The following is a 23,775-nucleotide window of genomic DNA, read 5'->3' on the forward strand; positions in this document are numbered from 1 at the left end:
AGGAGAATCCCATGAAGGCCGTTCAGTACCGCACCATAGGCTCGGCACCCGAAGTCGTCACCGTGCCCGACCCGGAGCCCGGCCCCGGCCAGGTGTTGCTGAAGGTCACCGCCGCAGGTGTCTGCCACTCCGACATCGCCGTGATGAGCTGGCCGGCCGAGGGGTTCCCCTACCCGCTGCCGCTCACGCTCGGCCATGAGGGCGTCGGTACCGTAGCGGCCCTCGGCGACGGCGTCACCGGCCTCGCGCTCGGCGAGTCCGTCGCGGTCTACGGCCCGTGGGGCTGCGGCACGTGCGTCAAGTGCGCCGAGGGCAAGGAGAACTACTGCCTGCGCGCCACCGAACTGGGCATCAACCCGCCCGGACTCGGCTCGCCCGGGGCCATGGCCGAGTACATGATCGTCGACGACCCGCGCCACCTGGTCCCGCTCGGCGACCTCGACCCGGTGCAGTCCGTACCTCTCACCGACGCCGGTCTCACCCCGTACCACGCGATCAAGCGGTCCCTGCCCAAGCTGGTGCCCGGTGCCACCGCCGTCGTCATCGGTACCGGCGGCCTCGGCCATGTCGCGATCCAGTTGCTGCGCGCCATGACGGCCGTCCGTGTCATCGCGCTCGATGTCACGGAGGAGAAGCTGGCCCTCGCCGCCACCGTCGGCGCCCACGAGGCGGTCCTCTCCGACGAGCACGCCGCGGCGAAGGTCCGCGAACTGACCGGCGGCGTCGGCGCCCAGGTCGTCCTGGACTTCGTCGGGGCACCGTCCACGGTGGCCACGGCCGGTGCCGTGGCCGCGGTCGAAAGCGATGTCACGATCGTCGGCATCGGCGGCGGTGCCCTGCCGGTCGGCTTCGGCCACCTGCCCTTCGAGACCACGGTGACCGCCCCGTACTGGGGTTCGCGCTCCGAGCTCGCCGAGGTCCTCGACCTGGCCCGCGCCGGATCGGTCAAGGTGCACGTCGAGACGTACTCCCTGGACGAGGCACCGCTGGCGTACGAGAGGCTGCACGCCGGCAAGATCAACGGACGCGCCGTCATCCTCCCCAACGGCTGACCGGTCCGACCTCCTCGGCAGTGCCGTGCGGGCCGTCGCGCAGTGCGCCGGCCCGCACGGTCATCCCCGCGACCGATGCGCACCGCACCGCGCACCGCCGAGAATGCGCGGATGGAATTCGTCGCGCTGATGACGCTGCCCGGACTGGTGATCGGGCTGACCGTCGTCGCCTTCCTCGATCAACTGATGCTGCGCGCAGGGCGGGCGGGGCTGCTGCCCTGGCGCAACAGCGCACGCCAGGGGCAGGTGTCGGCAACGGGGTTCGAGCAGCTGCACGCGAGCTTCTCGCCCGGAAAGCAGAGCGAACTCAAGGAACGCCAGAGCGCCCTGCTGCTGCGCGACGACGAGGAGGACGGCGCCCCGCCCCACCGCTCCACCGTCGACCTCGACGGCGGCCGCGCCGTCATCCGCCTGCCAGGCCGCTGACGCCGCGAGAGCACGGGTGCATGGAGTCACCGGCTTACGGCGTCCGTCACGGCACCTCGCCGCGTGGTCCCCGCATCCCCGTTCCGCCGGTGCGAGGGCGATCGTCCGCCCTGCGAGGCATCGCACCGGTCGCCGCGCGCTTCCCGGCACGCCTTCCCGGCCACCGCGCCGGGTTCAGGACGAGGCGGCGCGGCGGCGCAGGACCGCGTCAGCCAACCCCGCCCCGCACTTCTGGAGCAGGCTGTACGCGAGAACCGGCAGGAGCACCTGGGGACTGCTCGGGAGATGGGTGGCGGCGAGCACCGCACCGGCACTGCTGTTGTTCATCCCGCACGTGAGCGTGATCGCCACGGTGTCCGCGCGGTTCGCCCGTACCGTACGGGCCAGGCACCAGCCGATGACGAACGATGCCGCACACAGCGCCCCGGTCACGACGACGTCCGCGACCAGCAGCATGGGCCGCGGGTGGGTGAGGAACCCGCCGAGCGCCCCGCAGGCGTTGCTGTAGGTGAGGAGCACCGCGTCGACGAGTCCGAGCAGTCCCAGCCACGGCAGATGCCGTGCGAGCACGGGACCGGGTGTCGCCCACTGGACGGCCAGACCCGCGACGCACGGCACGATCACACTGATCACGGCGAACGCCCCGCCGTCCGTCGCCGCCATCAGGGACAGATCGTGAGCGTAGTGGCCACGTGTCACCGTCGAGGCCATCGAGAGCGTCAGCGGAATGGTCAGCGGACTGAGCAGTGTGGAGGCGAGCACGATGCCCACGACGAGGGAGTGACTGCCGCCCGCCCGGCCGCCCCAGACCGTGGCGCCCGCGGCGACCGGCATGGCTCCCACGAGCGCGAGTCCGGTGATCAGCCCGCTGCAGCCGTCCGCGTCGGGCAGTCGGCCCAGCACGGCCGCGGCGCAGGGCAGAAGGGCCAGCGGAATGAGTGTGTTGGCGGCCGTTCCGACCAGCAGCGGAAGCGGCCGTCGGAGGAGCTGCGGCAACCGGCCGGCCGGTACCCGTAACGCCGCGACGAAGAGCAGAAGGCCCAGCAGGAGCGACGGCAGGGCGAGGTGCGCACGGGCGCCACCGGGCACGGGAACCGTGGCGAGGTGCAGGTGCCGCAGCGCCAGTCCGGCCTGCGGCAGGAGCGCGGCCCCTGCGTACGCGGCGACCGTCACCCAGGTCAGCCGGCGCTGGAGGAGCGAGAGCAGCCGTGGCACGGCAGGGGCACGGTGGACACGGTCGGCACGGACGGGAGCCATGAGGGGCATCGGGGACCTCGGTGGGGGTGGGGCCTGACGGAACGGTCACTGCGGGAGCGGCAGTGCCTTCCGTATCAGCGCGGTCCCGAACCCGGCCCGGATCGTGGCGGACAGCCGTCCCGCGCGCACGCCGTGCCTAGTCGCCCGGACGGGGGCCACCGGCCCGCAGAGGCCGAGCACCCCGGCGACCACGGCCGCCAGGGGCACACGGAGGCGTAACGCGACGGGCCCTGACCCGGCGCGCGCGGCCGTCGAGGCGTCCCCGGTCACCGGCTCGCCACCAGGGGGCGCAGGGCGCTGTCGCGCAGTCGCACCACGACGGGGGCGCAGCGTCGTGCCGCGATCGTCAGCGGCCATGCGACGAGCACGCCGGTGACCAGCCCGATCAGTACATCGTGCGGGTAGTGCACACCGATCCATACCCGGGACGCCGCCATCAGCACAGCGGCCGGCACCGCGATCGCTCCCAGCCGGCGATCGGCCAGCCAGATGGCCGTCGCCGAGGCCGCCGCGATGGCGGCGTGGTTGCTGGGGAAGGACCAGTCACCGAGCGCGGGACATGCCTCCACCGTCACCACATGCAGGGTCTGGCACGGCCGTTGCTCGTGGACGATCGATTTCACCAGGTCGTTGACGACGTACGCGGCCCCTACGACGAGCGGCGTGCAGAGCGCCATGGCGGTACGGGCGGGGCCCGCCGAGCGGGAACGCCACCAGGACGCGAGCATCAGCAGGGCGAACAGGGCCAGCCCGTAGTCCGACCAGACGCGGACGGCGGAGTCCAGAGCGGCGGGGGAGTGCCGGGCCAGCTCGGTGATCCAGGTGTACAGGCCGCCGTCGATCGTGGTGGCGGTGGAGGCGAGAAGCATCAGCTGCGGTCTCCTTCGGCGGTGCGCCCGTTGCGGGAACGGAGCAGTTCGGCGGCGAGCGGAATGAGGGAGACCACGACCACGACGGCCACGATCGGCAGCAGATAGCGGTCGACGTTGGGCACCGACGAGCCCAGGGCGTATCCCGCGAGGACCAGCCCCACGGTCCAGACCGTCCCGCCGATGACCTGCCACAGGGTGAACAGCCCGGCAGGGACGTTGAGCGCCCCGGCCAGTGGGTTCAGCACCGTGCGCACGACGGGTACGAAGCGGGCCAGCACGATCGCGCGCGCGTGCCCGTATCTCCCGAGCAGTTCCTCCGCGCGGGCGGCACCCTCGTGCAGTCGCTTCGCGCGGCTGCGGGCGAGCAGGGCCCGGCCGCCGCGGCGGCCGATCCAGTAACCCGCCTGCGCGCCGAGCAGCGCGCCGGCCACGGCCGCGATGAGCACCTGTGACAATGACAGTTCGACCGGGCCGCCCGTGCCGGTCACGCAGAGAAGCCCCGCCGTGAACAGCAGGGAATCGCCGGGCAGGAAGAAGCCGACGAGCAGTCCCGTCTCGGCGAAGAGCACGACGGCGATGCCGAGCGCACCGAACGTTCCGAGCAGGGAACCCGCGTCGAGCAGATTCACCGCTTGTGGCGCGGCCGCCCATGAGAATACGGACACGGTGGAGGGTCTCCCATAATGGTGAGCGGGCGGCCGTGCGGAACGCCCGGACTGACTACAGTGGTGTAGACGGTCTACGTCACTGTAGACGCCCGAAGGGGGAGGAGAGTTCCCATGCCACAGGTGAAGGGGATATCGAGCGGAGAGCCCGACCCCCGTCGGCGCGGCGAACCGGTCCCCGGACCGGCCCCGGAAGCCGCGCCGGAGCGCCCGTCACCGCACCACGCCGCGCCGGAGCGGCGCCCCTCCGGCGAGCTGGAGTCCGCGATCCTGGCGGCCCTGTGGGCGGCGGAAACCCCGCTCACGCCGGGCCAGGTGCAGGGGGCCATCGGGGCGGCGCTCGCCCGCACCACCGTCACCACGATCCTGTCCCGGCTCTACGAAAAGGGAACAGTCACCCGCACCCGCGCCGGCCGTGGGTTCGCGTACACCCCGACCGAGGACGCCCCCGGGCTGACCGCCCGTCGTATGCACAGCGAACTACAGAAGGAGGAGGACCGCAGCACGGTGCTGGCCCGATTCGTGTCCCAGCTCACCGACGAGGACGAGCAACTGCTGCGGGACCTGCTCGACGGAGAAGCCCGATGATCTACGCCGTGTGGGTTCCGCTGCTCATGCCCTTCGTCGCGGTCCCCGCGGCCCGTCGCTTCGCGGACGCCCTGTCGCCGGTGCGCGCCGTACGTCTGCTCGCCTCCACGGGCATCGGCCTCGCCCTGTGCAGCCTGCTCGCCCTGGCCCTCCTGGTCGTGCCCGGCGCGACCCGCTTCTCCGCCGTCTCCGCCTTCGGTGAACTCGTCAGACCACTCTCCGACGTCGCTCCCGCCCTCGCCGTGCCCCTCGCGGCCACCGCGCTGGCGCTGCTCACGTGCTGTGCCGTCGCCGTCGCCCGGAGCATCCGCCGCCACTGGACGGAACTGCACCGGCCCGTGCGGCCGACCGCGTACGCGGGTGGCGAGCTCGCGGTTCTGCGCGACAGCAGCCCCGACGCGTACGCACTGCCCGGACGCCCGGGCACCCCCGGACGGATCGTCGTCACCACGGGAATGCTGCGCGCCCTGGACCCCGCCGAACGCGACGCCCTGCTGGCGCACGAGCGTGCCCATCTCGTGGGCCGCCACCACCTCTTCATCGCCGCGGCCGAGCTGTCGGCACTCTGCCACCCCGCGCTGCGGTCTCTGCGCGCCCCCATGGGCTACGCCCTGGAGCGCTGCGCCGACGAGGCGGCCGCCTCCGCCGTCGGTGACCGGCGGGTCGCCGCACGGGCCATCGGCCGAGCCGCACTCGCCGCACGCGCCGCCGAAGGCGCCGCGCGGACTCGTCCGCGCATGGCGCTCGCGGCGGCTGCTGGACCCGTACCGCGCCGCGTCGCCGCACTTCTCGGCCGCGGCACCCCGCGACCGCGCGTCGGCCGGGCGGCCGCCGCGACGCTGCTGGCCTGCCTGGTCGTCTCCGGAGCCGCCGCGCTCGACGCGACGAGCGATCTCCACAGCAGCATCGAGACAGCACAGGGCGAGAGCGCGCAGCACTGACCCCGCAGCACTGACCCCGCCCGGCGTACCGCCCCTGCCGGATTCTCCGCGGTGGCCGAGCCCCCGCCACCGGCCGCCGACAACGACCCCCGCCACTGGCCGCCGACAACGACCCCCGCCACTGGCCGCCGAAATCCCGTGGCGGCACCGGCTGCCGTGGCTACACTGGGCGCCATGGGTTCGTACTACTTCTTTCGCTGATTCCGGGCACGGACGCCGCCGCGTGACGCCGAGCGCACCGTGATGCGTGACGCCGCGTGATGTCTGACGCCGTGTGACGCCGAGCGTCGCCGGATGCCTCAGGCCGTCCCGCGTGCCGCAGTCCCTCTCGTCCGTCCGGAACTCCCGCCCCGCAGCGCATCGTCGTGCGCCGCCGCGGCATGTCACCCCAGGGAAAGCACCCATGGCCCCCGAGCACAGCCACGCCCAGCTGACCATGAAGGACGTCTCCAAGAGTTACGGGGAGCGAACCGTCCTCGACCAGGTGTCGTTCACCGTCCACCCCGGCGAAAGAATCGGAGTGATCGGCGAGAACGGCTCCGGAAAGTCCACGCTTCTCCGGCTCATGGCCGAAGGAGAGGCACCGGACAGCGGCGAGATCACCGTCCGCTTCCCCGGCGGCACCGGCCACCTCGCCCAGACACTCGCGCTCGCCCCCGGCCGCACGGTCCAGGACGCCGTCGACACGGCGCTGGCCGAGCTGCGCCGGCTGGAGCGCGACATCCGCGCCGCCGAAGAAGCGCTCGCCACCGCCCGCACCCCGGACGCCTCCCGACTCGACGCGTACGGCGACCTGCTGACGGCGTACGAGGAACGCGGCGGCTACCTGGCCGACACCCGGGTCGACGCGGCCCTGCACGGACTGGGACTCGCCCACCTCAGCCGCGAACGCACCCTCGGCACACTGTCCGGAGGTGAACAGTCCAGACTCGCGCTCGCCTGCGTACTCGCCTCCGCTCCCGAACTCCTGCTGCTCGACGAGCCGACCAACCACCTCGACCTCCGCGCCACCACCTGGCTGGAGGAGCACGTGCGGGCTCACCGGGGCACCGCCGTCGTCATCACCCACGACCGGACCTTCCTGGAACGGACCACCACCGCCATTCTTGAGGTCGACCGCGACCTGCGCGGCGTCGTCCGGTACGGGGACGGCTGGGGCGGCTACCGCACCGCGAAAGCGTCCGCGCGACGCCGCTGGGCGCAGGACCACCAGGAATGGCTGGACGAGGTGGCCCGCACCGAAGAACTCGTGAGCGCCGCCGGCCGGCGGCTCACCGGTACCGGGAAGGACCCGCGCGAAGGTCTGGGCAAGCACCGGCGTTCACACGAGGCCAAGTTGTCCGGACAGGTCAGGGCCGCCAGAACCCGACTGGAGCGGCTGCGCGGGAAACCCGTGCCCGCCCCGCCCCGGCCCCTGCGCTTCCGCGCCGACATCCCCGTCGCAGCGGACGACGATGCCGGCACCGGCACCCTCGTCCTGCTCGACTCCGTCGTCGTCGGCGACCGGCTCCACCTGCCCGCTCTCCGGGTGGACCCGGCGCAGCGCCTCCTGGTCACCGGTCCCAACGGCGCCGGGAAGTCCACCCTGTTGCGGGTCCTGGCCGGGGATCTCGCGCCCGACGGGGGCACGGTGCGCCGCCGGGCCAGGATCGGCTACCTCCCGCAGGAGCTTCCTGTCCGGCCGACGCGCCGCACACTGCTGGCGACCTTCGCCGCGGGACGGCCCGGCCACCCCGACGAGTACGCCGACAGCCTCCTCGCTCTGGGACTGTTCCGCCCCGAGGACCTGACGGTGCCGGTCGCCGCCCTCTCCGTCGGCCAGCAGCGGCGGCTCGCACTGGCCCGGCTGGTCACCCGCCCCGCCGACCTGCTGGTGCTGGACGAGCCGACGAACCACATCGCGCTGAGCCTGGTGGAGGAGGTGGAAGCGGCACTCGGGGAGTACCGGGGAGCCGTGGTCGTCGTCTCGCACGACCGAAGCTTCCGCAGCCGCTTCACCGGTGACCGGCTGGAGCTGAACGGCGGCCACCCGGTCGGTGACGTCCCTGGGTGAGCCCCGAGCGGGAACGGGATCTCCGCGGCCCGGGGCCAGGCCCCGCAGCCGGTGCGCGCCCCGCTCAGGAACCGTCCTGAGCGGGCGTCACCCCGCCGACCGCTCCAGGTGTTCCCGCAGCCGGTCGAGGAAGATCCGCTGCCCCGATACGAGCCGCTGGGCGGCCGCCGCGGGCGTGCACCAGGCGAACCGGTCGATCTCCGGGAACTCGCGCACGACACCGGAGCCACGCGGCCATTCCATGGTGAACGTCCCCGGAACGGCCGCCGTGACATCGAGATCCGCCTCCATCGCCCACACCGCCACGGTCTTGCCCCCGGACTGGCGGGCTTCACCGAGCGCCACCCACGGACCGTCCGGCACCGGAAGGCCGAACTCCTCCTCGAACTCCCGGCGGGCGGCGTCCGCGGGCTCCTCGGCCGGGCCGTACTCCCCCTTGGGAATCGACCACGCGGCACTCTCACGGCCCGCCCAGAACGGGCCGCCCATGTGCCCGATGAGCACCTCGAAACCATCACCGCCGTCCGCGGTCCCCTCCGGCCGGCGGAACAGCAGAAGACCCGCACTGCGCGTGGCGCGCTTCTGGGATGACATGACGTCAAGTCTGCGTCCCGGTACCGTACGCCGCCGCGGACGACACCCTCGTCCCGCCGATCGACGCCGTCATCCACTCGACGTTTCCTGTTCCGCCCGGGGTTCCCGATGCCCTCTGGTGCGCCGCTGCGCGCGCGGCCATGCTGGCCGCCGACAGCGCTTCCCGCCCACGGGCGACCGCGCAACCACGGGAATCTCAGGAGGATTTGTGTTCCTTGGCATAGTCGGCGGGACGACCGGACCGGGTGGCAGGAAGGAACGACGGTACGGGGCTGTCCGACCGCTCGTCCTGCTGGCGACGGTGTCCGCGATGACGGTCGGCGCGATCTCTCCCGCTCTCGCCGATACGAACCCCGATCCCCGGCCCCGTACCTCCGCCGAAGTTCTCAGACCCGTCGCCCCGCCCCCCGCGAGCAACCCCGCGGGGACAGCCGGAGCCGTCGCGGACGACGACGGCATCGAGACGGCACGCGCGTCGCGCCCGATCGCCCCCGGTGTCCGTCTCGACTCCTACGACCGGCTCGAATCCGACAAGTGGCTGCGGATCGACGCGCTCTCCGTCGATCTCTCCGGCACCGGGGTACAGGCCGACTACCTCTCCTCCGGCAAGGTCTCCGACCGGCGCACGGTCTCCGAACTCGCCGCCGGACACGACGCGGGCCGAGGCCGCCGGACGGTCGCCGCGATCAACGCCGACTTCTTCGACATCAACCAGACCGGCGCACCCGAGGGGATCGGTATCAGGGACGGCGCCACCGTCCAGTCGCCCGCCCCGGGAATCAACCGGGCCGTCGGCATCGGACCGGACGGCGCCGGACGCATCCTGAACCTGTACTTCGAGGGAACACTCACCCTGCCCGCCGGGCAGCAGCCGCTCGCCGCGTACAACGCCGCCAACGTGCCGGCCGGGGGAATCGGCGCGTACACCTCCGCCTGGGGAGCCGCCGACCGGGCCCTGACCGTGGACAACGCCGCGCCGGTCACCGAAGCGGTCGTACGGGACGGCACGGTCGTCTCCGTCGCGCACACCCCCGGATCGGGAGCCGTCCCCGACGACACCACCGTCCTGATCGGCCGTGAAGCCGGAGCCGCCGCACTCGACGCGCTGAAGCCCGGCGACCCGGTGTCGCTGACCTACCGGGCACGCACCGACAGCGGAGCCGTGCCGCGCACCGCCGTCGGCGGCCGTGAACTGCTCGTCGTCGACGGGGTCGCGCAGAACCACGACGGCGAGGGCAACAACACCGCCGCGCCCCGCACCGCCGTCGGATTCTCCCAGGACGGCCGCTCCATGCAGATCCTCACCGTCGACGGACGGCAGGCCGACAGCGGCGGTGTCACCCTCACCGAACTCGGTCTGATGATGCGGGACGCCGGCTCGTACAGCGCACTCAACCTGGACGGCGGCGGATCGTCGACCCTCGTGGCACGGGTGCCCGGCAGCGACGCGCTCCGGGTGGAGAACAGTCCGTCCGACGGCAGCGAACGCACCGTCCCCAACGGCCTCGCCCTGACCGCCCCCGACGGCAGCGGCCGGCTCAAGGGCTTCTGGGTCCAGCCCCGCACACCCGCCGGTTCCGCACCGGGCGTCGACCCGGTCAAGGGCGGCCACCCCGACCGGGTCTTCCCCGGACTCACCCGGCGCCTCACCGCGACCGGATACGACGAGACCTACGGCCCCGCCGAAGGCGAGCCGCACTGGCGCACGACGCGAGGCGCCGTCGGTACGGTCGACAGCGACGGACTCTTCACCGCACGCCGCAGCGGCACCACCGACGTACGCGCCGAACACGGACCGGCGCGGGGCAGGACGACCCTGACCGTCCTCGACAAGCTGGCCCGGATCGAGCCGACCACCCGGCGGGTGGGCCTCGCCGACGCCGAGGCCACCGGCACGTTCGGCATCGTCGGACTCGACGCCCACGGCACCAGCGCCCCGGTCGAACCGGGCGACATCGACCTCGACTACGACCACGCGCTGTTCGACATCCGCGACGACGGCCAGGGCTCCTTCACCGTCACCTCACGCACCGGCGCCGGTGCCGGGCAGATCGAGGCGACCGTGGCCGGCACCACCACCGTCCTCGCCGTCAGCGTCGGCCTCGCCGAGCAGGCCGTCTCCTCCTTCGACGACGCGGCGGACTGGAAGTTCAGCCAGGCCCGGGCGAGCGGTGCGCTCGCCGCCACGCCCGACGGCCGCACCGGCACAGGACTACGGCTCACCTACGACTTCACCCAGTCCACCGCGACCCGTGCCGCCTACGCGTCCCCGCCCCAGCCGATCACCGTGCCCGGCCAGCCCCAGTCGTTCAAGCTGTGGATCAAGGGCGACGGCAACGGCGCCTGGCCGACCCTGCACCTCAAGGACGCGGCGGGCTCCGACCAACTGCTGCGCGGACCGTACGTCACCTGGACCGGCTGGCGTCAGGTCACCTTCGCCGTACCGCCGGGAGCCGCCATGCCGCTCTCCGTGTCCCGTTTCTACCTCGCGGAGACCGCAGCCGCCGAGCAGTACACGGGCGACATCGTCATCGATGAACTGACCGCCCAGGTTCCGCCCACCGTCGACCTTCCCGAACAGGCCGCTCCCGTCGACCCGTTGATCGACCCCGCAGCCGTGACCGAGGGCAGGGACTGGCAGTTCGCGGTGATGTCCGACGCCCAGTTCGTCGCGCGTGACCCGGACAGCGCCATCGTCGCCCAGGCACGGCGCACCCTGCGCGAGATCAAGGCGGCCCGCCCGGACTTCCTCGTGATCAACGGCGACCTCGTCGACGAGGGATCGCCCGCCGACCTGGCCTTCGCCCACCGGATCCTCACCGAGGAACTGGGCGACTCACTGCCCTGGTACTACGTACCGGGCAACCACGAGGTGATGGGCGGCACCATCGACAACTTCGTCACCGAGTTCGGACCCGCCCGGCGGACGTTCGACCACAAGGGCACCCGCGTCATCACGCTCGACACGTCCGGCCTCAGCCTGCGGGCCGGGGGCTTCGCCCAGATCGAGCAGCTGCGCGCCCAGTTGGACGCGGCGGCGAAGGACCGGGCCGTGGACTCCGTCATGCTGATCGAGCACGTGCCGCCGCGCGACCCGACCGTACAGAAGGGCAGCCAGCTCGGAGACCGCAAGGAGGCGGCCCTCGTCGAACAGTGGCTCGCCGACTTCCGCCGCTCGACGGGCAAGGGGGCGGCCTTCATCGGCAGCCACGTCGGCGTCTTCCACGCCTCCCACGTCGACGGAGTGCCCTATCTGATCAACGGCAACGCGGGCAAGGCACCGGCCGGGCCGGCGGACGCGGGCGGCTTCACCGGCTGGTCGCTGGTCGGAGCCGACCGCATCACGCCCGGTGAACAGCGGGCGGCACAGCAGCGGCCCTGGCAGGGCGGGCCCGACTGGGTCTCCGTACAGACCCGTGCGCACGTCGACGCGCTGGACATCGACGCGCCCGCGGTGCTCGGCGCCGGAAGCCGCGGCAAGGTCACCGCGACCGTCACGCAAGGCACCCGCAGCGTCCCGGTCGGCTTCCCGCTGGCCGCGGACTGGACCGGATCCCCGAACGTCCACATCGGCGCCCCGCAGGACGCACGCCACCGGCACACCGCTGTCCTCGACCCGTCCACCGGCACCCTCACCGCGCTCCGGCCCGGCACGATCACGCTCGCCGTGACCGTCGACGGAACGACCCGGAAGGTGCAGATCAGGATCGAGGCAGCCGCAGCCGCGCCGGCGGCCTGACGGCGGCCTGACGGCCCGGGGGCCTGTCCGGCGATCACGGCCGGACGGGCCCGCGGGCGCCCCGTACCACCCGTGGGCAGCGGTGCGGGGCGCCGTCACGACCGCGCAGCCGCGTCCGCCTACACCTTGTGGTAGTCGTGGGCCTCCGACGCAGCAGCCGCCACCGCCGCGATGTCGCCGCCCGCCGAAGCGGTGACCACAGCCGCCACCGCACCCTCCAGGAACGGGGCATCCACCAGCCGCGAGCCTGCCGGCAGTTCGTCGTCCTCGGCCAGCATCGTCTTGATCGTGAGCACCGCGCTGCCCAGGTCGGCCAATAACGCCACCCCCGCACCGCCGTCCACGGACCTGGCCGCCTCGGCGATCAGCTCCGTGCTCGTCCCGAGACCGCCTTCGGGAGTGCCCCCGGCGGCGGCCACCGGAGCCGTCGCGCCACCTGCCGCGAGCCCCTTGGCCAACTCGGCGACGGACTCGGCCACCGGCCCGCTGTGCGAGACCAGTACGATCCCGACCATCTTCCCGCCGCTCACGCGTCACCACCGTTCACACCGTCGGTCTCGGCCAATGCGGTGATCAGCAGCGCGGACGACGTCGCGCCCGGGTCCTGATGCCCGATGCTGCGTTCACCCAGATAGCTCGCCCTGCCCTTGCGTGCCAGCAGCGGCACGGTCGCCAGCGCCCCCGCGTCCGCCGCCTCCCGAGCTGCCCGGAACGAGGTGCCGAGCGCCTCGGCTGCCGGCAGCAGCGCGTCGAGCATCGTCTTGTCGCCGGCCTGCGCCCCGCCCATCTGCGCCACGGCCGCGACGCCCACCCCGAGCGCCTCCGCCAACTGCGGCCGCGCGACGTCGGGCGCGTCGCCCAGAGCCTTGCCGGTACGCCGCAGCAGCGTCCCGTACAACGGCCCCGAAGCCCCGCCGACGGTCGAGATCAGCTGTCGCCCGGCGAGCATCAGCACGGCTCCCGGGGTCGGGGGCGGCTCCTTGTCCAGGGCCGCCTTCACTGCGGCGAATCCGCGTTGCATATTGCTGCCGTGATCGGCGTCCCCGATCGCCGCGTCGAGCTCGGTGAGATGGTTCGCCTCGCGTGCGACGGAATCGGCGGTCGCGATCATCCAACGGTGGAAGAAGTCGGCGTCCAGCACATGATCTCCTTTTCCGGCGGTTCAACGGCCCCAGCGCAGCGCGGGCGTTTCCACCGGCGCGTCCCAGAGGCGCAGCAACTCCTCGTCCACCTGGCAGAGCGTCACCGAGCAGCCCGCCATGTCGAGCGAGGTCACATAGTTCCCCACGAGCGTACGAGCCGCCACGACACCCCGCTCGGACAGCACCCGCTGCACCTCGGCATTGAACCCGTACAGCTCCAGCAGCGGCGTCGCGCCCATGCCGTTGACCAGCACGATCACCGGTCCGCGCGGTTGCAGGTCCGCCAGCACCGCGTCCACGGCGAAATCGGCGATCTCCCGCGACGTCATCATCGGACGCCGCTCCCGCCCCGGCTCGCCATGGATTCCGATCCCCAGTTCCAGCTCGCCCGGCGGCAGATCGAACATGGGGGATCCCTTGGCCGGTGTGGTGACGGCGCTGAGCGCCACCCCGAAACTCCGCGACGACTCGTTCACCCGCCGGGCGACGGCCTCCACCCGCTCCAACGGCGCGCCTTCGTCGGCGGCCGCACCGGCGATCTTCTCGACGAACAGGGTCGCGCCCGTGCCCCGCCGCCCCGCGGTGAAGAGGCTGTCGGTCACGGCCACGTCGTCATTGACGAGCACCCGGGTGACCCGCAGGCCCTCCTCCTCGGCGAGCTCGGCAGCCATCTCGAAGTTCAGCACGTCACCTGTGTAGTTCTTGACGACGAACAGCACCCCCGCCCCACTGTCCACCGCCGCGGCGGCCCGGACCATCTGATCGGGCACCGGCGAGGTGAACACCTCTCCCGGACAGGCAGCGGACAGCATCCCGGGCCCGACGAATCCCGCATGCAACGGCTCGTGCCCCGACCCGCCGCCGGAGACGAGCGCCACCTTCCCGGCCACGGGTGCGTCACGCCGCACGACGACACGGTTCTCGACATCCACTGCCAGCTCCGGATGGGCGGCTGCCATCCCGCGCAGCCCGTCCGCGACGACGGTTTCGGGGACGTTGATGAGCATCCTCACGGGTTACCTCCTGGTGAGCTCGGAAGGTCGGCCTCCGACCTGTGTTTCCACCGGTCGGAGGGGGGTTTCACTCTTGGTCGTGCCGGTCGGCGGTGGTCGGAAGCGGCTGTGGGCGGTACTGGTGCTGACGTGACGCCGACTTCGATGACGGTACGTCACATATCTGCGGCGGGTTGGTTGCGTGTCGGCCAAAACCTTGCTGTCGGCAGTATCGACCGTGCGACTGCGAAGGTCACGAGGGCGATACGTGATGTGTGCCGGTGGTGCGTCACCCCGAGACCCCGGCGCATGCTTCCGTGCCGTCCAGACAGGCCGGACTCCGTGCTGCCCGCGCCGCCTCGGTGCGGCCGCGGTCCCGGGGCGCGCGATCGGTGTACCCGAACGGCTACACCGATGGGGCGGGCACTTCCATGCGCCGCTTCACCGGCTCGCACGTCCTTTTCCGCGCATCCGCCGACCGGCAGGATCGCATGGCACCCGGCCCGCAGATCGCGACGCTTCGGGGCACCTGTCGAGAGGCAGGGGCATGACCCCACAGGACCGTTGGTGGACCGAAAGCGACAGTTTCGTCTTGGATATTCTCTCGGTGTTCGCATCGGCGCCGGACCGGTCCGCCCTTCACTGGTGCGGCAAAGCGATCTACGACAGCGCGCTGATTCTTGCCGCACTGTTCGGCAGCAGCCGCACAGCCATGCACGGCACCCTCCTGAAGCACAGAAGACTGCTCAAGACCCACGCGACCGCCATCCCACCCGCGACGACCCCCCGCGGCCCTCGCAACCCTCCAGGCGAGGTCCTCGCTCTGACCACCCAGCCCAACAAGAAGATCAAGACAACGTGTCAGTCATCTGCAAGCCCTTCAGCTGCAAGCCTTGGAGATCCCTTCCAGCCAATTGCGGCTCGCGGCTCGCTGCTCCGGTGTGAACGCGGCTTCCAACTCGCCTTCGCAGCGGTCGACGGCGGCCCGGGCCTCGGCCAGGCGGTTCCGCCCTGTCTCGGTGACGAAGATCAGCCGACTGCGCCGATCGGTCGGATGCGGGCGCCGTTCGATCAGCCCCTCCGCTTCGAGACCGGTGAGCATCTCGTTGGCGGCCTGACGTGAGCTCGCCACCTCCCGGGCGATGTCCGCGGCCGACAGTCCGGGCTGTGCCTCGGCCATCAGCAGGGTGGCGTACTGCGAGGTGGACAGCCCGAATTCCTTGAGCTCGGCGGCGATCGCCGACCGCATGTTCAACCAGACCTTGCGGACCAGGAAGGTCAGCGAGCCGGCCACGGTCCCGTTGGGATCCAACGCCCAGCCTCCTCAAATGTCGACAGGTTCCTGACGACTCTGCATGCCGGGCTCGTCAGGTTCTTGTCGATCGTATCGAAGGCCCTCATGACGGCCACCTCGACCCTGGCCACGTTCCGGCAGCAGTTGTCCTCCTGCCGGCTGCCCCGCGTACCGCCCAGGAGTCCGCCGAGCCGGTGCCGGACGAGATCCTGGAGTCGGCTTGCCCGGTGACCCCGCAGGTGCGCCGAGAAGGGCGCCTGACGGCCAGACGCTCTTTCAGATGCCCTTTCCCCATGTCTGAAAGACGCCGAGTCCGGGCGCGAGTGCGTACCGGGCGGTTCTTCACCCGTCGGCAGTGGAGGGCTCGCGGGTACGAAGCGGCTCGTGGTGGTGGGTGCCCGGTCAGTGGACGGCCCCGGACTCGGTCCGCCACCGGCTTCCGTACGACGTGCCACGCAGCCGCAGAGCCCGGAGAGGACGCTCACGCAGGTTCACGGGGCCGTTGCCGCGGGGGAACGCCCACCGGGGCTCGGGGAGACGGATGACGCGGGGTGACTCGGATGCAACGAGGGGGAGAGCGGACCGAGGTCGCACATCGAGGTCGGGAAAGCGGGCTCTGTGCGCTGCACGTCCCGGCAGCCCCCGGCGGCGCCCTCGGCGATCGGAACCCAGCCGGAGCTCTCCGCCCGGAAGAACCAGCGGTCGCCCAGCCGGGACGAGCAGGCGGGGTCCGGCGAGCCGCCGCAGGCCGGTCCCGTGCGCCAGGAGAATTCCAGCACCAGCCACTTCCCTCTGCAGTCCTCGGAGTCCCGGTACGTGTGCTTGGGCGCATTGACCGCCAACAAGGCCTGCTCGTAGGACGCGGCGGTGCAGCCAGTGGCCGGCGGGTGGCATCCCAGTTGCCCGCACAGTCGCAGCGCGGGCGGCTGGGCACCGTCAGCGGTGAACTGCACGTAGTGGTCGACGACCACTACCTGGTCGGCCAGCGGCTCGGGCAGTCCGACCCGCGCCGTGGCCGTGCTCTCCTCGGTGCATCCGGACCGCCTGTCCGAAGACGGTGTGGTGAAGGTGATCTGGACGCGCACGGGGTCGAGCGCAGGGTCGGTGAGCACCGCCTTGAGATCCCGCACACACGGGTGCTCGCCACTGGGCACCTGCGCGTCGAGGAGCAGTGTGCGGCGGTCGTCGGTGAGGCGGGCCCCCGTGACCGCGGACGGCTGCATCGTGCTCCACGGGATCGGCCCGGTAGCCGTTGGCCTCCCTCCACCCTGGCCCGCCACCTGTGTCCCGCATGCGCCGAGGAGCAGCACGGCGACAGCGCAGAGCAGAGTGGCCACGGTCGCTCCACGCGTTCTCCCGGATCGCAAAAGAGCTCAACCTCCCCGCCCCGCAACGATGTTCCCCCGGACCAATATAGAGCTGCGGCGGGGACGGTTCACCGAGAACGGGGTGCGCCCGCCCTGCCGGCCGTGGTTCCCGGGGTACGGGCCCTCGCTGCGCCTGCGCGCGAAGTCATTCCTGCCCCCAGTCCCACGAGTCGAAGTACGCGGTGGTGCCCGCGCGGCGGGCTTCCACCACGGCTTCCAGTCGTGCGTAGTCGCGCCGCGGCATGAGTGGCCGCCACTGATCGAGCGACAGGGCGCGGACCTCGTCGTGCTCGTCGGGATCCAGTGTGATGGCATCGATCTGAGTGCCGGTGAGCCGTCCGCCGTCGAAGATCAGTCCCATGGTCGAGTACGGCCACTCGGCGCCGGGCAGCCCGAAGACGGTGGCCAGCAGACGCGGGGGTCCGTTCATGTCCAGGCCGGTCTCCTCGCGGCACTCGCGTACCGCCGTCTGCCAGGGCCGCTCGCCGGGCTCCATCGTGCCGCCCGCCATGTGCCAGGGGTGCGACGGGGAATACGTGGAATGGAACTGCAGGGGCCGGTCCTGCTCATCGGTGAAGTGGAAGCAGGCGAAGCCGGTCGCCTTCATCAGGGTCGCGGCGTACTGCTCGGGCGGCAGCCAGGTGCGGGTCAACGGATCTCCTCGTGGTCGGGCCGGTTGTGCCAGGTCGGACGCCGGGCAGGGGAGCGCCGGACGTGCGTGTCATCGGCAGGTCCGACGCGCCTGTGGCGAGCTCCGAACGGGTGGAACGGGGGCGCGGGCAGCAACAGTTGGATCATCACGGCGCCGATCCCGCCCGAGCCGCCATCAAGCCATCGGCGTCACACCGCCCGGTCGCGCATGAGTCTGCACGCCCGAGTCGCTGACCTCGGTGGACGCGGGTATCCGCCCCTTTGTCACCCTCGCCGCTCCCGCTCCGGATCCCGCGAGGTGCAGCGGCCGATTCCTCGCTCACCCGAGGAAACGGCGCCACTCACCCGAGGAATCGGCACCATTCACCTGAGGAAACGGCGCCGGACGTGAGAGGCGGCGCCCCGATGACGAATGGCGAAAAGCAGCGGGAGTGCGCGCGTCGCCGTAATGCGCCGGAGCCGCCGTCAGGTCCGAGCCGATCCGTGCGGCGCCGGACAGGACGAGATTGACGTGCACACGCCTTGACGGAGGGTTGCTGTCGCACGCACCGTTGCTGGGCCGTTGATTCCAAGGGGGGTACGTGAACAAGCGAGTTGCCCAGCGCGTGTACGGCCCTGGTCCTCTTCGCCGCCGTGGCAGCCGTGTCGATGCCTGCTTCGGCTTCGACGCCCGGGGCGAGGAGGTCACGACTCCGGCGGTCGCCGACTGCACCGGAGGCACACTCGGGTGGCGGGTCCGGGTCGGGCGGTTCGACCCGCAGTCCGCCGCGACGGCCGAACGCGCCCGGCTGAGCGGGCCGGGTACACCGGGGCGCCCGTCCACAGCGGCTGGGACGGGAACGCCACGGACCGTCTCCACGGCAGCCGCTCGACCACCATGGTGCTCGGCCGCGACGTGATCAACCAGCCGTCCGACGCGGCCGGTGAGCGCCCCGTCGGCGACGCGTTGCTGATCCTGCCCGACCGGGGCTGACCCCGTCCGTTCCGAGAACGTCCGAGCCAGCGATCACCGACCGCCGACCACCAACCGCCGACCGCCGACCGCCGACCACCAACCGCCGACCGCCGACCACCAACCGCCGACCTCCGGGAGCAGTCATGACCGCCGTCCCGATCCGCCGAACCCGCCTCCTGCTCCTCCTCGCCGCGGTGTTGTTCAGCCTGGTGTCCCCGCCAGCGCTCGCCACCGCGACGGCCGTGTCACCTGCCGGAGAGGAGAGTGGGTCCGGCCGCCCGTCCCGGGGGGCCGAGGTCGTTGGGGTCACCCGGGTCGCCGACCGGCAGGTCGACCTGTCGGTCCGTTCACCGGCCCTCGGCGGCCGGACGGTGAACGTACGTCTGCTCACCCCCGATGGCTGGAACCCGGCCGACCGGAGCCGGCACTGGCCGACGCTCTGGCTGCTGCACGGCTGCTGCGGGGACTACACGTCCTGGACCGGTCAGACCGACATCGCACGGACCGACAGCCTGCGCGACGTTCTCGTGGTCATGCCGGAGGCCGGCTGGAACGGCTGGTACAGCGACTGGTGGAACGACGGCCGGGGCGGTGACCCGGCGTGGGAGACCTTTCACACCCAGGAGTTGCGCCTGCTCCTCGAACACGGCTGGGGGGCGAGCACGAACCGCGTCGTGGCAGGACTTTCGATGGGTGGCCAGGGCGCCCTGCTGTATGCCGCCCGGCACCCCGGCATGTTCAAGGCGGCCGCGGCGTACTCCGGTTCCGTGCATCCGCTGCTCAACGACGAGTCGGTGAACCGCATCATGGGGTTCTTCGCCGGTCAGGGCGACGACCCGCTGAGGGTCTGGGGCGACCCGGTGGCACAACGGGAGGTCTGGGCGGCCCACGACCCGTTCCACCTGGCCAAGCGCCTCACGTCGATCCCCGTCTACCTGTCGTGCGGTGACGGCACCACCGGCCCCCTGGACCCGCCGGGCAGCACGAGTGCGCTCGAAGCGGACTTCAACAGGCAGAACCAGGCCCTTGCGAGCGAACTGGAACGCAACGGCGCGAAGCGCGTGACCACCAACTTCTACGGACCGGGGACGCACGGCTGGGCGTACTGGCAGCGGGAGTTGCACTCCTCGTTGCCCATGCTGCTCCAGGCTTTGCGGGTCCACGGCTGAACGGCCGCGCGTCGGGTCCGGTCGGTGTGCGACGTGGCGGTGGAGGCGGCGGCAGCCGACGAGCCGGGACATCGGCCGTTCCACGCTCCGGTCGGTGGCGGTTCCGGCGTTCGGAGAAGCCGATCGCACTCGGGCGATGCGGTGGGTGATGCTGCGGCTGCGGAGCCGTTGCGCAGAGGGTGATCGTCGTAGCCCATGTCTCCGCGAGCCCTGCCGGGTTTCCGGCGCCTCGGCTCGGGGCGGCAGGCCGCCCCGAGCCCAGGCGTGACCGTCTGCCCTGTCGTCCCGGCTCGAACAGTGCTTTGATGAGAGTGACGGAAAGAGTCATCGTCAGGATGCGGGGAAGCGGCCGATGGGTCGCGCACCGCACAATCGGGATCCGCGAGAAGTGGATGGACTCTTTCCGTCCCATGGTGCGAGCGCTCGGCGGTCGCACCGGACGCCGCACCGGACACCCCGTGACGGCCGTGGACGCGCAGGACACCACCGGTGGCGCGAGCGGGACACCGGATCGGCCCCACGGGACGCGGCGTTCCCGTGGCGTGTCAGGCGAGGTCCGTGCGCACGTCCACGACGCCTTCCACCGCGCGCACGGCCCGAGCGAGAATCGACAGCAGGGAACGGTTCCGGACAGGCCCACGCAGGGTGACGACACCGTCCAGCACCGAGAACTCCGGCCGGTCCGATGGCGCGAGTTCGGCGACAACGGCGGAGCGGATCTCCTCGTCGATCTCCTCGTCCGGGCGGAGGAACACCTTCAGCAGGTCGCTGCGGCTCACGACCCCCTCCAGCATGCCCTGGCCGTTCACGACGGGCAGGCGCTTCACTCGCTTGCGCGCCATGATGCGGGCGGCCTCGGCGAGCGTGGCATCGGGGTGGACGGTGACGGCCGGACTCGTCATCAGCTCCTCGGCCAGCACCGCATCGGCCTTGGAGGCATCCGCCAGCTGGTCGGGCAGCCTCGGCTCGACCTGCCGGAACGCCTCCTTCGGCAGCAGGTCCGCCTCGGAGACGACCCCGACGACACGGCCCTCACCTTCGAGTACCGGCACCGCGCTGACCTTCCACCGGTGCATCAGCTCGACGATCTCCTTGTACGAGGCATCGCGGCCGATCGCCACGGCGGTGCGGGTCATGACATCGCTGACGGTGTACCGGGATGCGGCCATGACGTGCTCCTCAGACGTGGCTCGCGCAGTGGCGGCACGGTCATGCGCCTCACACGGAGCCGCTGCCGTGCGGGGCGTAGAGATCGAGCAGACGGATCCGCGTGGCCTGCAACCGGTGGGCCAGCACCTGCCCGACCCAATGGCCGACGGCCGAACCGAAGGCAGGATCCGCGTCCATCATCATGCGCACGGCCGCCGCGTCGAACTCATGGGTACGGACCGGTGTCATCGCCTCCGCGCCCAGGTGCCAGACGTAGGGCTCGAACAGCCAGGCCCAGCCGACCAGTTCGCCGGGTCCGAGACTCTCGATCACTGCCGGGAAACTGCCCGGTACGCGGAAGTCCAGCGTGACGGAGCCCGAGCGCAGGATCCAGAAGCGTTCCGCGTGGTCTCCTTCCTGGAAGAGGCGGGCTCCCTGGGGGAAATTGACCTCCTGCGCCTGCTGCATCAGGCGGTTGCGGTACAGGGCGGGCAGGGCGGTGGTGATGCGGGTTGCCGAAGCGGTCATCGTTGGCCTCCTTCGTGACCTCCGACGTCGACAGGGCCGGACGGCCGGTTCACGGATGTGGTCGGGCGGTCCCTGCCGGGCCGCTGTCGATCGATGACAGCGACGAGGGTGCGGCATCGCGCACGGTCCGTGGCCGTCCGATCCCGGAACGGCTGAGCCGGCGTGACCCCGTAGAGAATCGGTGCCCGTGGCATTCGGATCGGCGGCACCTTCCTCCCCGCCCCGTCGGTCTCCCCGCTGCGCCGGGGCCACCGCCGTTGGCAGACGTGTGCAGCTCACAACGGCGAGGCGGCCGGCTCGGACGCCCTCGCACGCACGGGGCACGCTGCGGGACACTTCGCCGCACGTCCCCGCGGCGCCACGTCACACCGGCCCCCTGCGTTCTTTCCTCCACTATCTGCCTCCCGCACACCGTGGGCCAGCCGGGTGGCGGATGCGGATGCGGATGCCGGGTGTCAGCGGCGTCGACGTTCTGCGGGCACGGCAGCCGAGCGCGCCCGACGCCGATTCCTCGGCACGGTGGGCGTGCACGCGTTCCCGGCCCCACGCGCGGGCCCTTCGGGCGCACGGCGGGATATTCCCGTTGCTGTGCCGGGTCGCCGCTGAAAGGGTTCCGGCCGTGCCACCCTTCTCCGCGCATGACGGAACCGAGCTCGCCTATCACGTGTTCGGGCAACGGCGCTCTTCTGGCTCGACGACCCCGACGGGTTCGTGGCGACCACCGCGGCATTCCTGGGGTAGGCACCGGAGCTGTGAAGGAGCCGTGCAGGGGTACTCACCGGTGGGCGCTGGTCCGCCGGACGGGACGCACGCGCTGCGTCGAGGGCGCGGCCCGTGACGAGAACAGAAGCGGGCGGATCCGGCGCGCCCCGCCCGGCTACGAGGGGCGCGCCTTCGCGCTCATGGGTGCGGGTGCGGGTGCGGGTGCGGGTGCGGGTGCGGAGGCGGAGGCAGCGAGCCGATGCCGGGCGGTGGTTCGGGCCAGACCAAGAGGACCGGGCAAGGGGCGTGGTCGACGACGAAGCGTGTTTCGGGGCCCAGGCTGCGGGGCCCCAGACGGCGCCGGTCGCCGTCGCGTGCGCAGATGAGCAGATCGGCCTCCGCGGCAGCGCGGACGACCTCCCGTTCGGCGCGACCGTGGGCCTGGAGGTGGACCGCGGGCCGGTCCAGACGTTCGGCCGCCGCGTCCAGGAGGTCGGCTGCCGCGCTCGCCGACAGAGCCGCCACCCGGTCGCCGGGGTCGCGCTCGCGGCGGCCACGGCCCAACAGGCCGACGAACGCGCCGTGCACCGCTTCCGCGACGTCGTCGCCGGTGACGTGCAGCAGCGCGATCTCGTCCCCGGCCGAGGTGTGGGCGCGGGCGGCGTCCACCGCAGCCTGCCAGGTGCCTTCATTGATCCACACGAGCACGGTCACGTCGGCCTCCGATGGCTTGCGGCCCGGTCCACAGTGTCACAGCGGGGCCGGCCCCACTGCCCAGGACCGGAAGAACGCATGACCTCCGGATCGATCGAGACACCTGTTGATTACGCGCTTCGCCATCGATCCGGTTGTAACATGTCATCCAAAGGATGACATGTGCGATGTCATGCGGATGATGACGCTCATTTCACCCTGAAGGGCTGAACGTGACTGAAGTCGACCCGCAGATCCCCGCGGAGACGCCCGGCGACCTCGGTCTGCCGGTCTCTCTCCCGGCAACCACGGTCGCACTGAGCGCGATCGAGGCCGCTCTGCGTCGGGCATGCGTGCCCGACGGCACGGAGTTGGTCGGCGTCGCGACCGAGCGCGGAGAGGCGTTGGACGCCCTCCTGCTCCTGCGGGACGTACGGCGTCGGCTCGCGGCCTGGGAGCCGTCCCTCATCGAGGCCGCCCGCGAGGCCGGTGCCAGCTGGGCCGACATCGCCCACCCGCTCGGCGTCACCAGCCGTCAGGCCGCCGAACGTCGCTATCTGCGCCTGCGCACCGGCCCTCTGGGCACCACCGGGGAACAGCGGGTGCGGGCCATCCGCGACCACCGCGCCGCCAACCGCACAGTCGCCGCCTGGGCCCGGGACAACGCAGCGGACCTGCGCGGGCTCGCCGGACAGATCACCTCGCTCACCGGTCTTTCCGAGCGGTCCCGTCCGGCCGTCGACGCTCTCGGAGAAGCCCTGGCCGACAACGACCCCGGACGTCTCATCGGGCCCCTCGCCGACGCGCGCCCCCATCTGGAAGCCAGCCCTGACCTCGCCGGTCGCGTGGACCGACTCGTCCGCCAGGTCGAGGAGCTGCGTCGGCACAGCGACAGCAGGCGCCGGGACGCGAGCGACGCTCCGGTGCGGGTGCCCCGCGAGTGACG

21 protein-coding genes and 2 pseudogenes are annotated in these 23,775 nt (G+C 71.9%); 10 read left to right on the forward strand and 13 right to left on the reverse strand.

All coding sequences use genetic code 11. From position 1 onward, the window contains the following. Positions 1–11: 11 nt before the first annotated feature. Both ACFVUT_RS00855 and ACFVUT_RS00860 read left to right on the forward strand, forming a co-directional pair. A complete protein-coding gene (locus ACFVUT_RS00855; RefSeq protein ID WP_389642126.1) occupies positions 12–1,052 on the forward strand; it encodes an NAD(P)-dependent alcohol dehydrogenase in 1,041 nt (346 codons plus the stop codon). A 111-nt stretch (positions 1,053–1,163) separates the two neighbouring features. Continuing rightward, complete coding sequence (locus ACFVUT_RS00860) at positions 1,164–1,478, forward strand: DUF6191 domain-containing protein (RefSeq protein ID WP_389642129.1); 315 nt, start codon at positions 1,164–1,166, stop codon at positions 1,476–1,478. A 174-nt stretch (positions 1,479–1,652) separates the two neighbouring features. Here ACFVUT_RS00860 and ACFVUT_RS00865 read toward each other — a convergent pair whose 3' ends face one another. From ACFVUT_RS00865 to ACFVUT_RS00875, 3 genes are all read right to left on the reverse strand, one after another. Next, entirely contained in the window at positions 1,653–2,735 is a 1,083-nt protein-coding gene (locus ACFVUT_RS00865) for a bile acid:sodium symporter family protein (protein ID WP_389642132.1), read from the reverse strand. A 266-nt stretch (positions 2,736–3,001) separates the two neighbouring features. Then, positions 3,002–3,604 (reverse strand): phosphatase PAP2 family protein, encoded by a 603-nt coding sequence (locus ACFVUT_RS00870; RefSeq protein ID WP_389642135.1) that lies wholly within the window; start codon positions 3,602–3,604, stop codon positions 3,002–3,004. Beyond that, positions 3,604–4,272: a DedA family protein gene (locus tag ACFVUT_RS00875; protein ID WP_389642138.1), complete on the reverse strand. Its 669-nt coding sequence runs from the start codon at positions 4,270–4,272 to the stop codon at positions 3,604–3,606. Before ACFVUT_RS00875 ends, ACFVUT_RS00870 begins: the two co-directional genes overlap by 1 nt. Before the next feature lie 255 nt (positions 4,273–4,527). Here ACFVUT_RS00875 and ACFVUT_RS00880 point away from each other — a divergent pair, with 255 nt between their 5' ends. The 3 genes from ACFVUT_RS00880 (at position 4,528) to abc-f (ending at position 7,854) form a co-directional block, all read left to right on the forward strand. Beyond that, positions 4,528–4,860, forward strand: coding sequence for a BlaI/MecI/CopY family transcriptional regulator (locus ACFVUT_RS00880; protein ID WP_389643568.1), 333 nt, complete (start codon positions 4,528–4,530; stop codon positions 4,858–4,860). Next, a complete protein-coding gene (locus tag ACFVUT_RS00885) occupies positions 4,857–5,801 on the forward strand; it encodes a M56 family metallopeptidase (RefSeq protein WP_389642140.1) in 945 nt (314 codons plus the stop codon). Before ACFVUT_RS00880 ends, ACFVUT_RS00885 begins: the two co-directional genes overlap by 4 nt. 403 nt (positions 5,802–6,204) lie before the next feature. Next, positions 6,205–7,854 carry a ribosomal protection-like ABC-F family protein gene (gene abc-f, locus ACFVUT_RS00890; protein ID WP_389642143.1) on the forward strand — a complete coding sequence of 550 codons (1,650 nt, stop codon included), beginning with the start codon at positions 6,205–6,207 and terminating at the stop codon, positions 7,852–7,854. An 87-nt stretch (positions 7,855–7,941) separates the two neighbouring features. On the opposite strand, the gene ACFVUT_RS00895 is transcribed toward abc-f, so the two are convergent. Beyond that, entirely contained in the window at positions 7,942–8,448 is a 507-nt protein-coding gene (locus ACFVUT_RS00895; protein ID WP_389642146.1) for an NUDIX domain-containing protein, read from the reverse strand. A 310-nt stretch (positions 8,449–8,758) separates the two neighbouring features. Between ACFVUT_RS00895 and ACFVUT_RS00900 the strand changes: the two genes are divergently transcribed. Further along, positions 8,759–12,187 carry a phosphodiester glycosidase family protein gene (locus ACFVUT_RS00900; RefSeq protein WP_389643571.1) on the forward strand — a complete coding sequence of 1,143 codons (3,429 nt, stop codon included), beginning with the start codon at positions 8,759–8,761 and terminating at the stop codon, positions 12,185–12,187. A 119-nt stretch (positions 12,188–12,306) separates the two neighbouring features. Here the strand turns inward: ACFVUT_RS00900 and ACFVUT_RS00905 are convergent, their stop codons facing one another. From ACFVUT_RS00905 to dhaK, 3 genes are read right to left on the reverse strand one after another with little or no spacing between them, the layout of a single operon-like run. Then, positions 12,307–12,717, reverse strand: coding sequence for a PTS-dependent dihydroxyacetone kinase phosphotransferase subunit DhaM (locus tag ACFVUT_RS00905; protein ID WP_389642149.1), 411 nt, complete (start codon positions 12,715–12,717; stop codon positions 12,307–12,309). Further along, positions 12,714–13,328: a dihydroxyacetone kinase subunit DhaL gene (gene dhaL / locus ACFVUT_RS00910; RefSeq protein ID WP_389642152.1), complete on the reverse strand. Its 615-nt coding sequence runs from the start codon at positions 13,326–13,328 to the stop codon at positions 12,714–12,716. The genes ACFVUT_RS00905 and dhaL overlap by 4 nt, the downstream gene beginning before the upstream one ends. A 21-nt stretch (positions 13,329–13,349) precedes the next feature. Beyond that, positions 13,350–14,342 carry a dihydroxyacetone kinase subunit DhaK gene (gene dhaK / locus ACFVUT_RS00915; RefSeq protein WP_389642160.1) on the reverse strand — a complete coding sequence of 331 codons (993 nt, stop codon included), beginning with the start codon at positions 14,340–14,342 and terminating at the stop codon, positions 13,350–13,352. Positions 14,343–15,000: 658 nt separating this feature from the next. Between dhaK and ACFVUT_RS00920 the strand changes: the two are divergent. Next, positions 15,001–15,183, forward strand: a pseudogene (locus tag ACFVUT_RS00920) (ISAzo13 family transposase); the annotation flags it as partial. Between the two features lie 18 nt (positions 15,184–15,201). Here the strand turns inward: ACFVUT_RS00920 and ACFVUT_RS00925 are convergent. The 3 genes from ACFVUT_RS00925 to ACFVUT_RS00935 form a co-directional block, all read right to left on the reverse strand. Then, entirely contained in the window at positions 15,202–15,633 is a 432-nt protein-coding gene (locus tag ACFVUT_RS00925; protein WP_389642170.1) for a MarR family winged helix-turn-helix transcriptional regulator, read from the reverse strand. A 473-nt stretch (positions 15,634–16,106) separates the two neighbouring features. After that, positions 16,107–16,952, reverse strand: coding sequence for a hypothetical protein (locus ACFVUT_RS00930; RefSeq protein WP_389642173.1), 846 nt, complete (start codon positions 16,950–16,952; stop codon positions 16,107–16,109). A gap of 175 nt (positions 16,953–17,127) precedes the next feature. Further along, positions 17,128–17,634 (reverse strand): NUDIX domain-containing protein, encoded by a 507-nt coding sequence (locus ACFVUT_RS00935; RefSeq protein ID WP_389642176.1) that lies wholly within the window; start codon positions 17,632–17,634, stop codon positions 17,128–17,130. A 658-nt stretch (positions 17,635–18,292) separates the two neighbouring features. On the opposite strand from ACFVUT_RS00935, the pseudogene ACFVUT_RS00940 reads away from it, so the two are divergent. Then, a pseudogene (locus tag ACFVUT_RS00940) lies at positions 18,293–18,486 on the forward strand (sporulation domain-containing protein); the annotation flags it as partial. 245 nt (positions 18,487–18,731) lie between these two features. After that, entirely contained in the window at positions 18,732–19,757 is a 1,026-nt protein-coding gene (locus ACFVUT_RS00945) for an alpha/beta hydrolase (protein ID WP_389642179.1), read from the forward strand. A gap of 545 nt (positions 19,758–20,302) precedes the next feature. Here the strand turns inward: ACFVUT_RS00945 and ACFVUT_RS00950 are convergent. From ACFVUT_RS00950 to ACFVUT_RS00960, 3 genes are all read right to left on the reverse strand, one after another. Next, the gene (locus ACFVUT_RS00950) at positions 20,303–20,926 is read right to left on the reverse strand and encodes a CBS domain-containing protein (RefSeq protein WP_389642182.1); all 624 of its coding nucleotides are present in this window, start codon (positions 20,924–20,926) and stop codon (positions 20,303–20,305) included. A 49-nt stretch (positions 20,927–20,975) separates the two neighbouring features. Further along, positions 20,976–21,434, reverse strand: a complete 459-nt coding sequence (locus ACFVUT_RS00955; RefSeq protein WP_389642185.1) for a Crp/Fnr family transcriptional regulator — start codon at positions 21,432–21,434, stop codon at positions 20,976–20,978. A 900-nt stretch (positions 21,435–22,334) separates the two neighbouring features. Continuing rightward, a complete protein-coding gene (locus ACFVUT_RS00960) occupies positions 22,335–22,850 on the reverse strand; it encodes a universal stress protein (RefSeq protein WP_389642188.1) in 516 nt (171 codons plus the stop codon). 212 nt (positions 22,851–23,062) lie between these two features. Between ACFVUT_RS00960 and ACFVUT_RS00965 the strand changes: the two genes are divergently transcribed. Further along, the gene (locus ACFVUT_RS00965) at positions 23,063–23,773 is read left to right on the forward strand and encodes a hypothetical protein (protein ID WP_389642191.1); all 711 of its coding nucleotides are present in this window, start codon (positions 23,063–23,065) and stop codon (positions 23,771–23,773) included. The last annotated feature ends 2 nt before the right edge of the window (positions 23,774–23,775 follow it).

It is taken from the genome of Streptomyces sp. NPDC058051 (assembly GCF_042885475.1).
Taxonomy (GTDB): Bacteria; Actinomycetota; Actinomycetes; order Streptomycetales; family Streptomycetaceae; genus Streptomyces.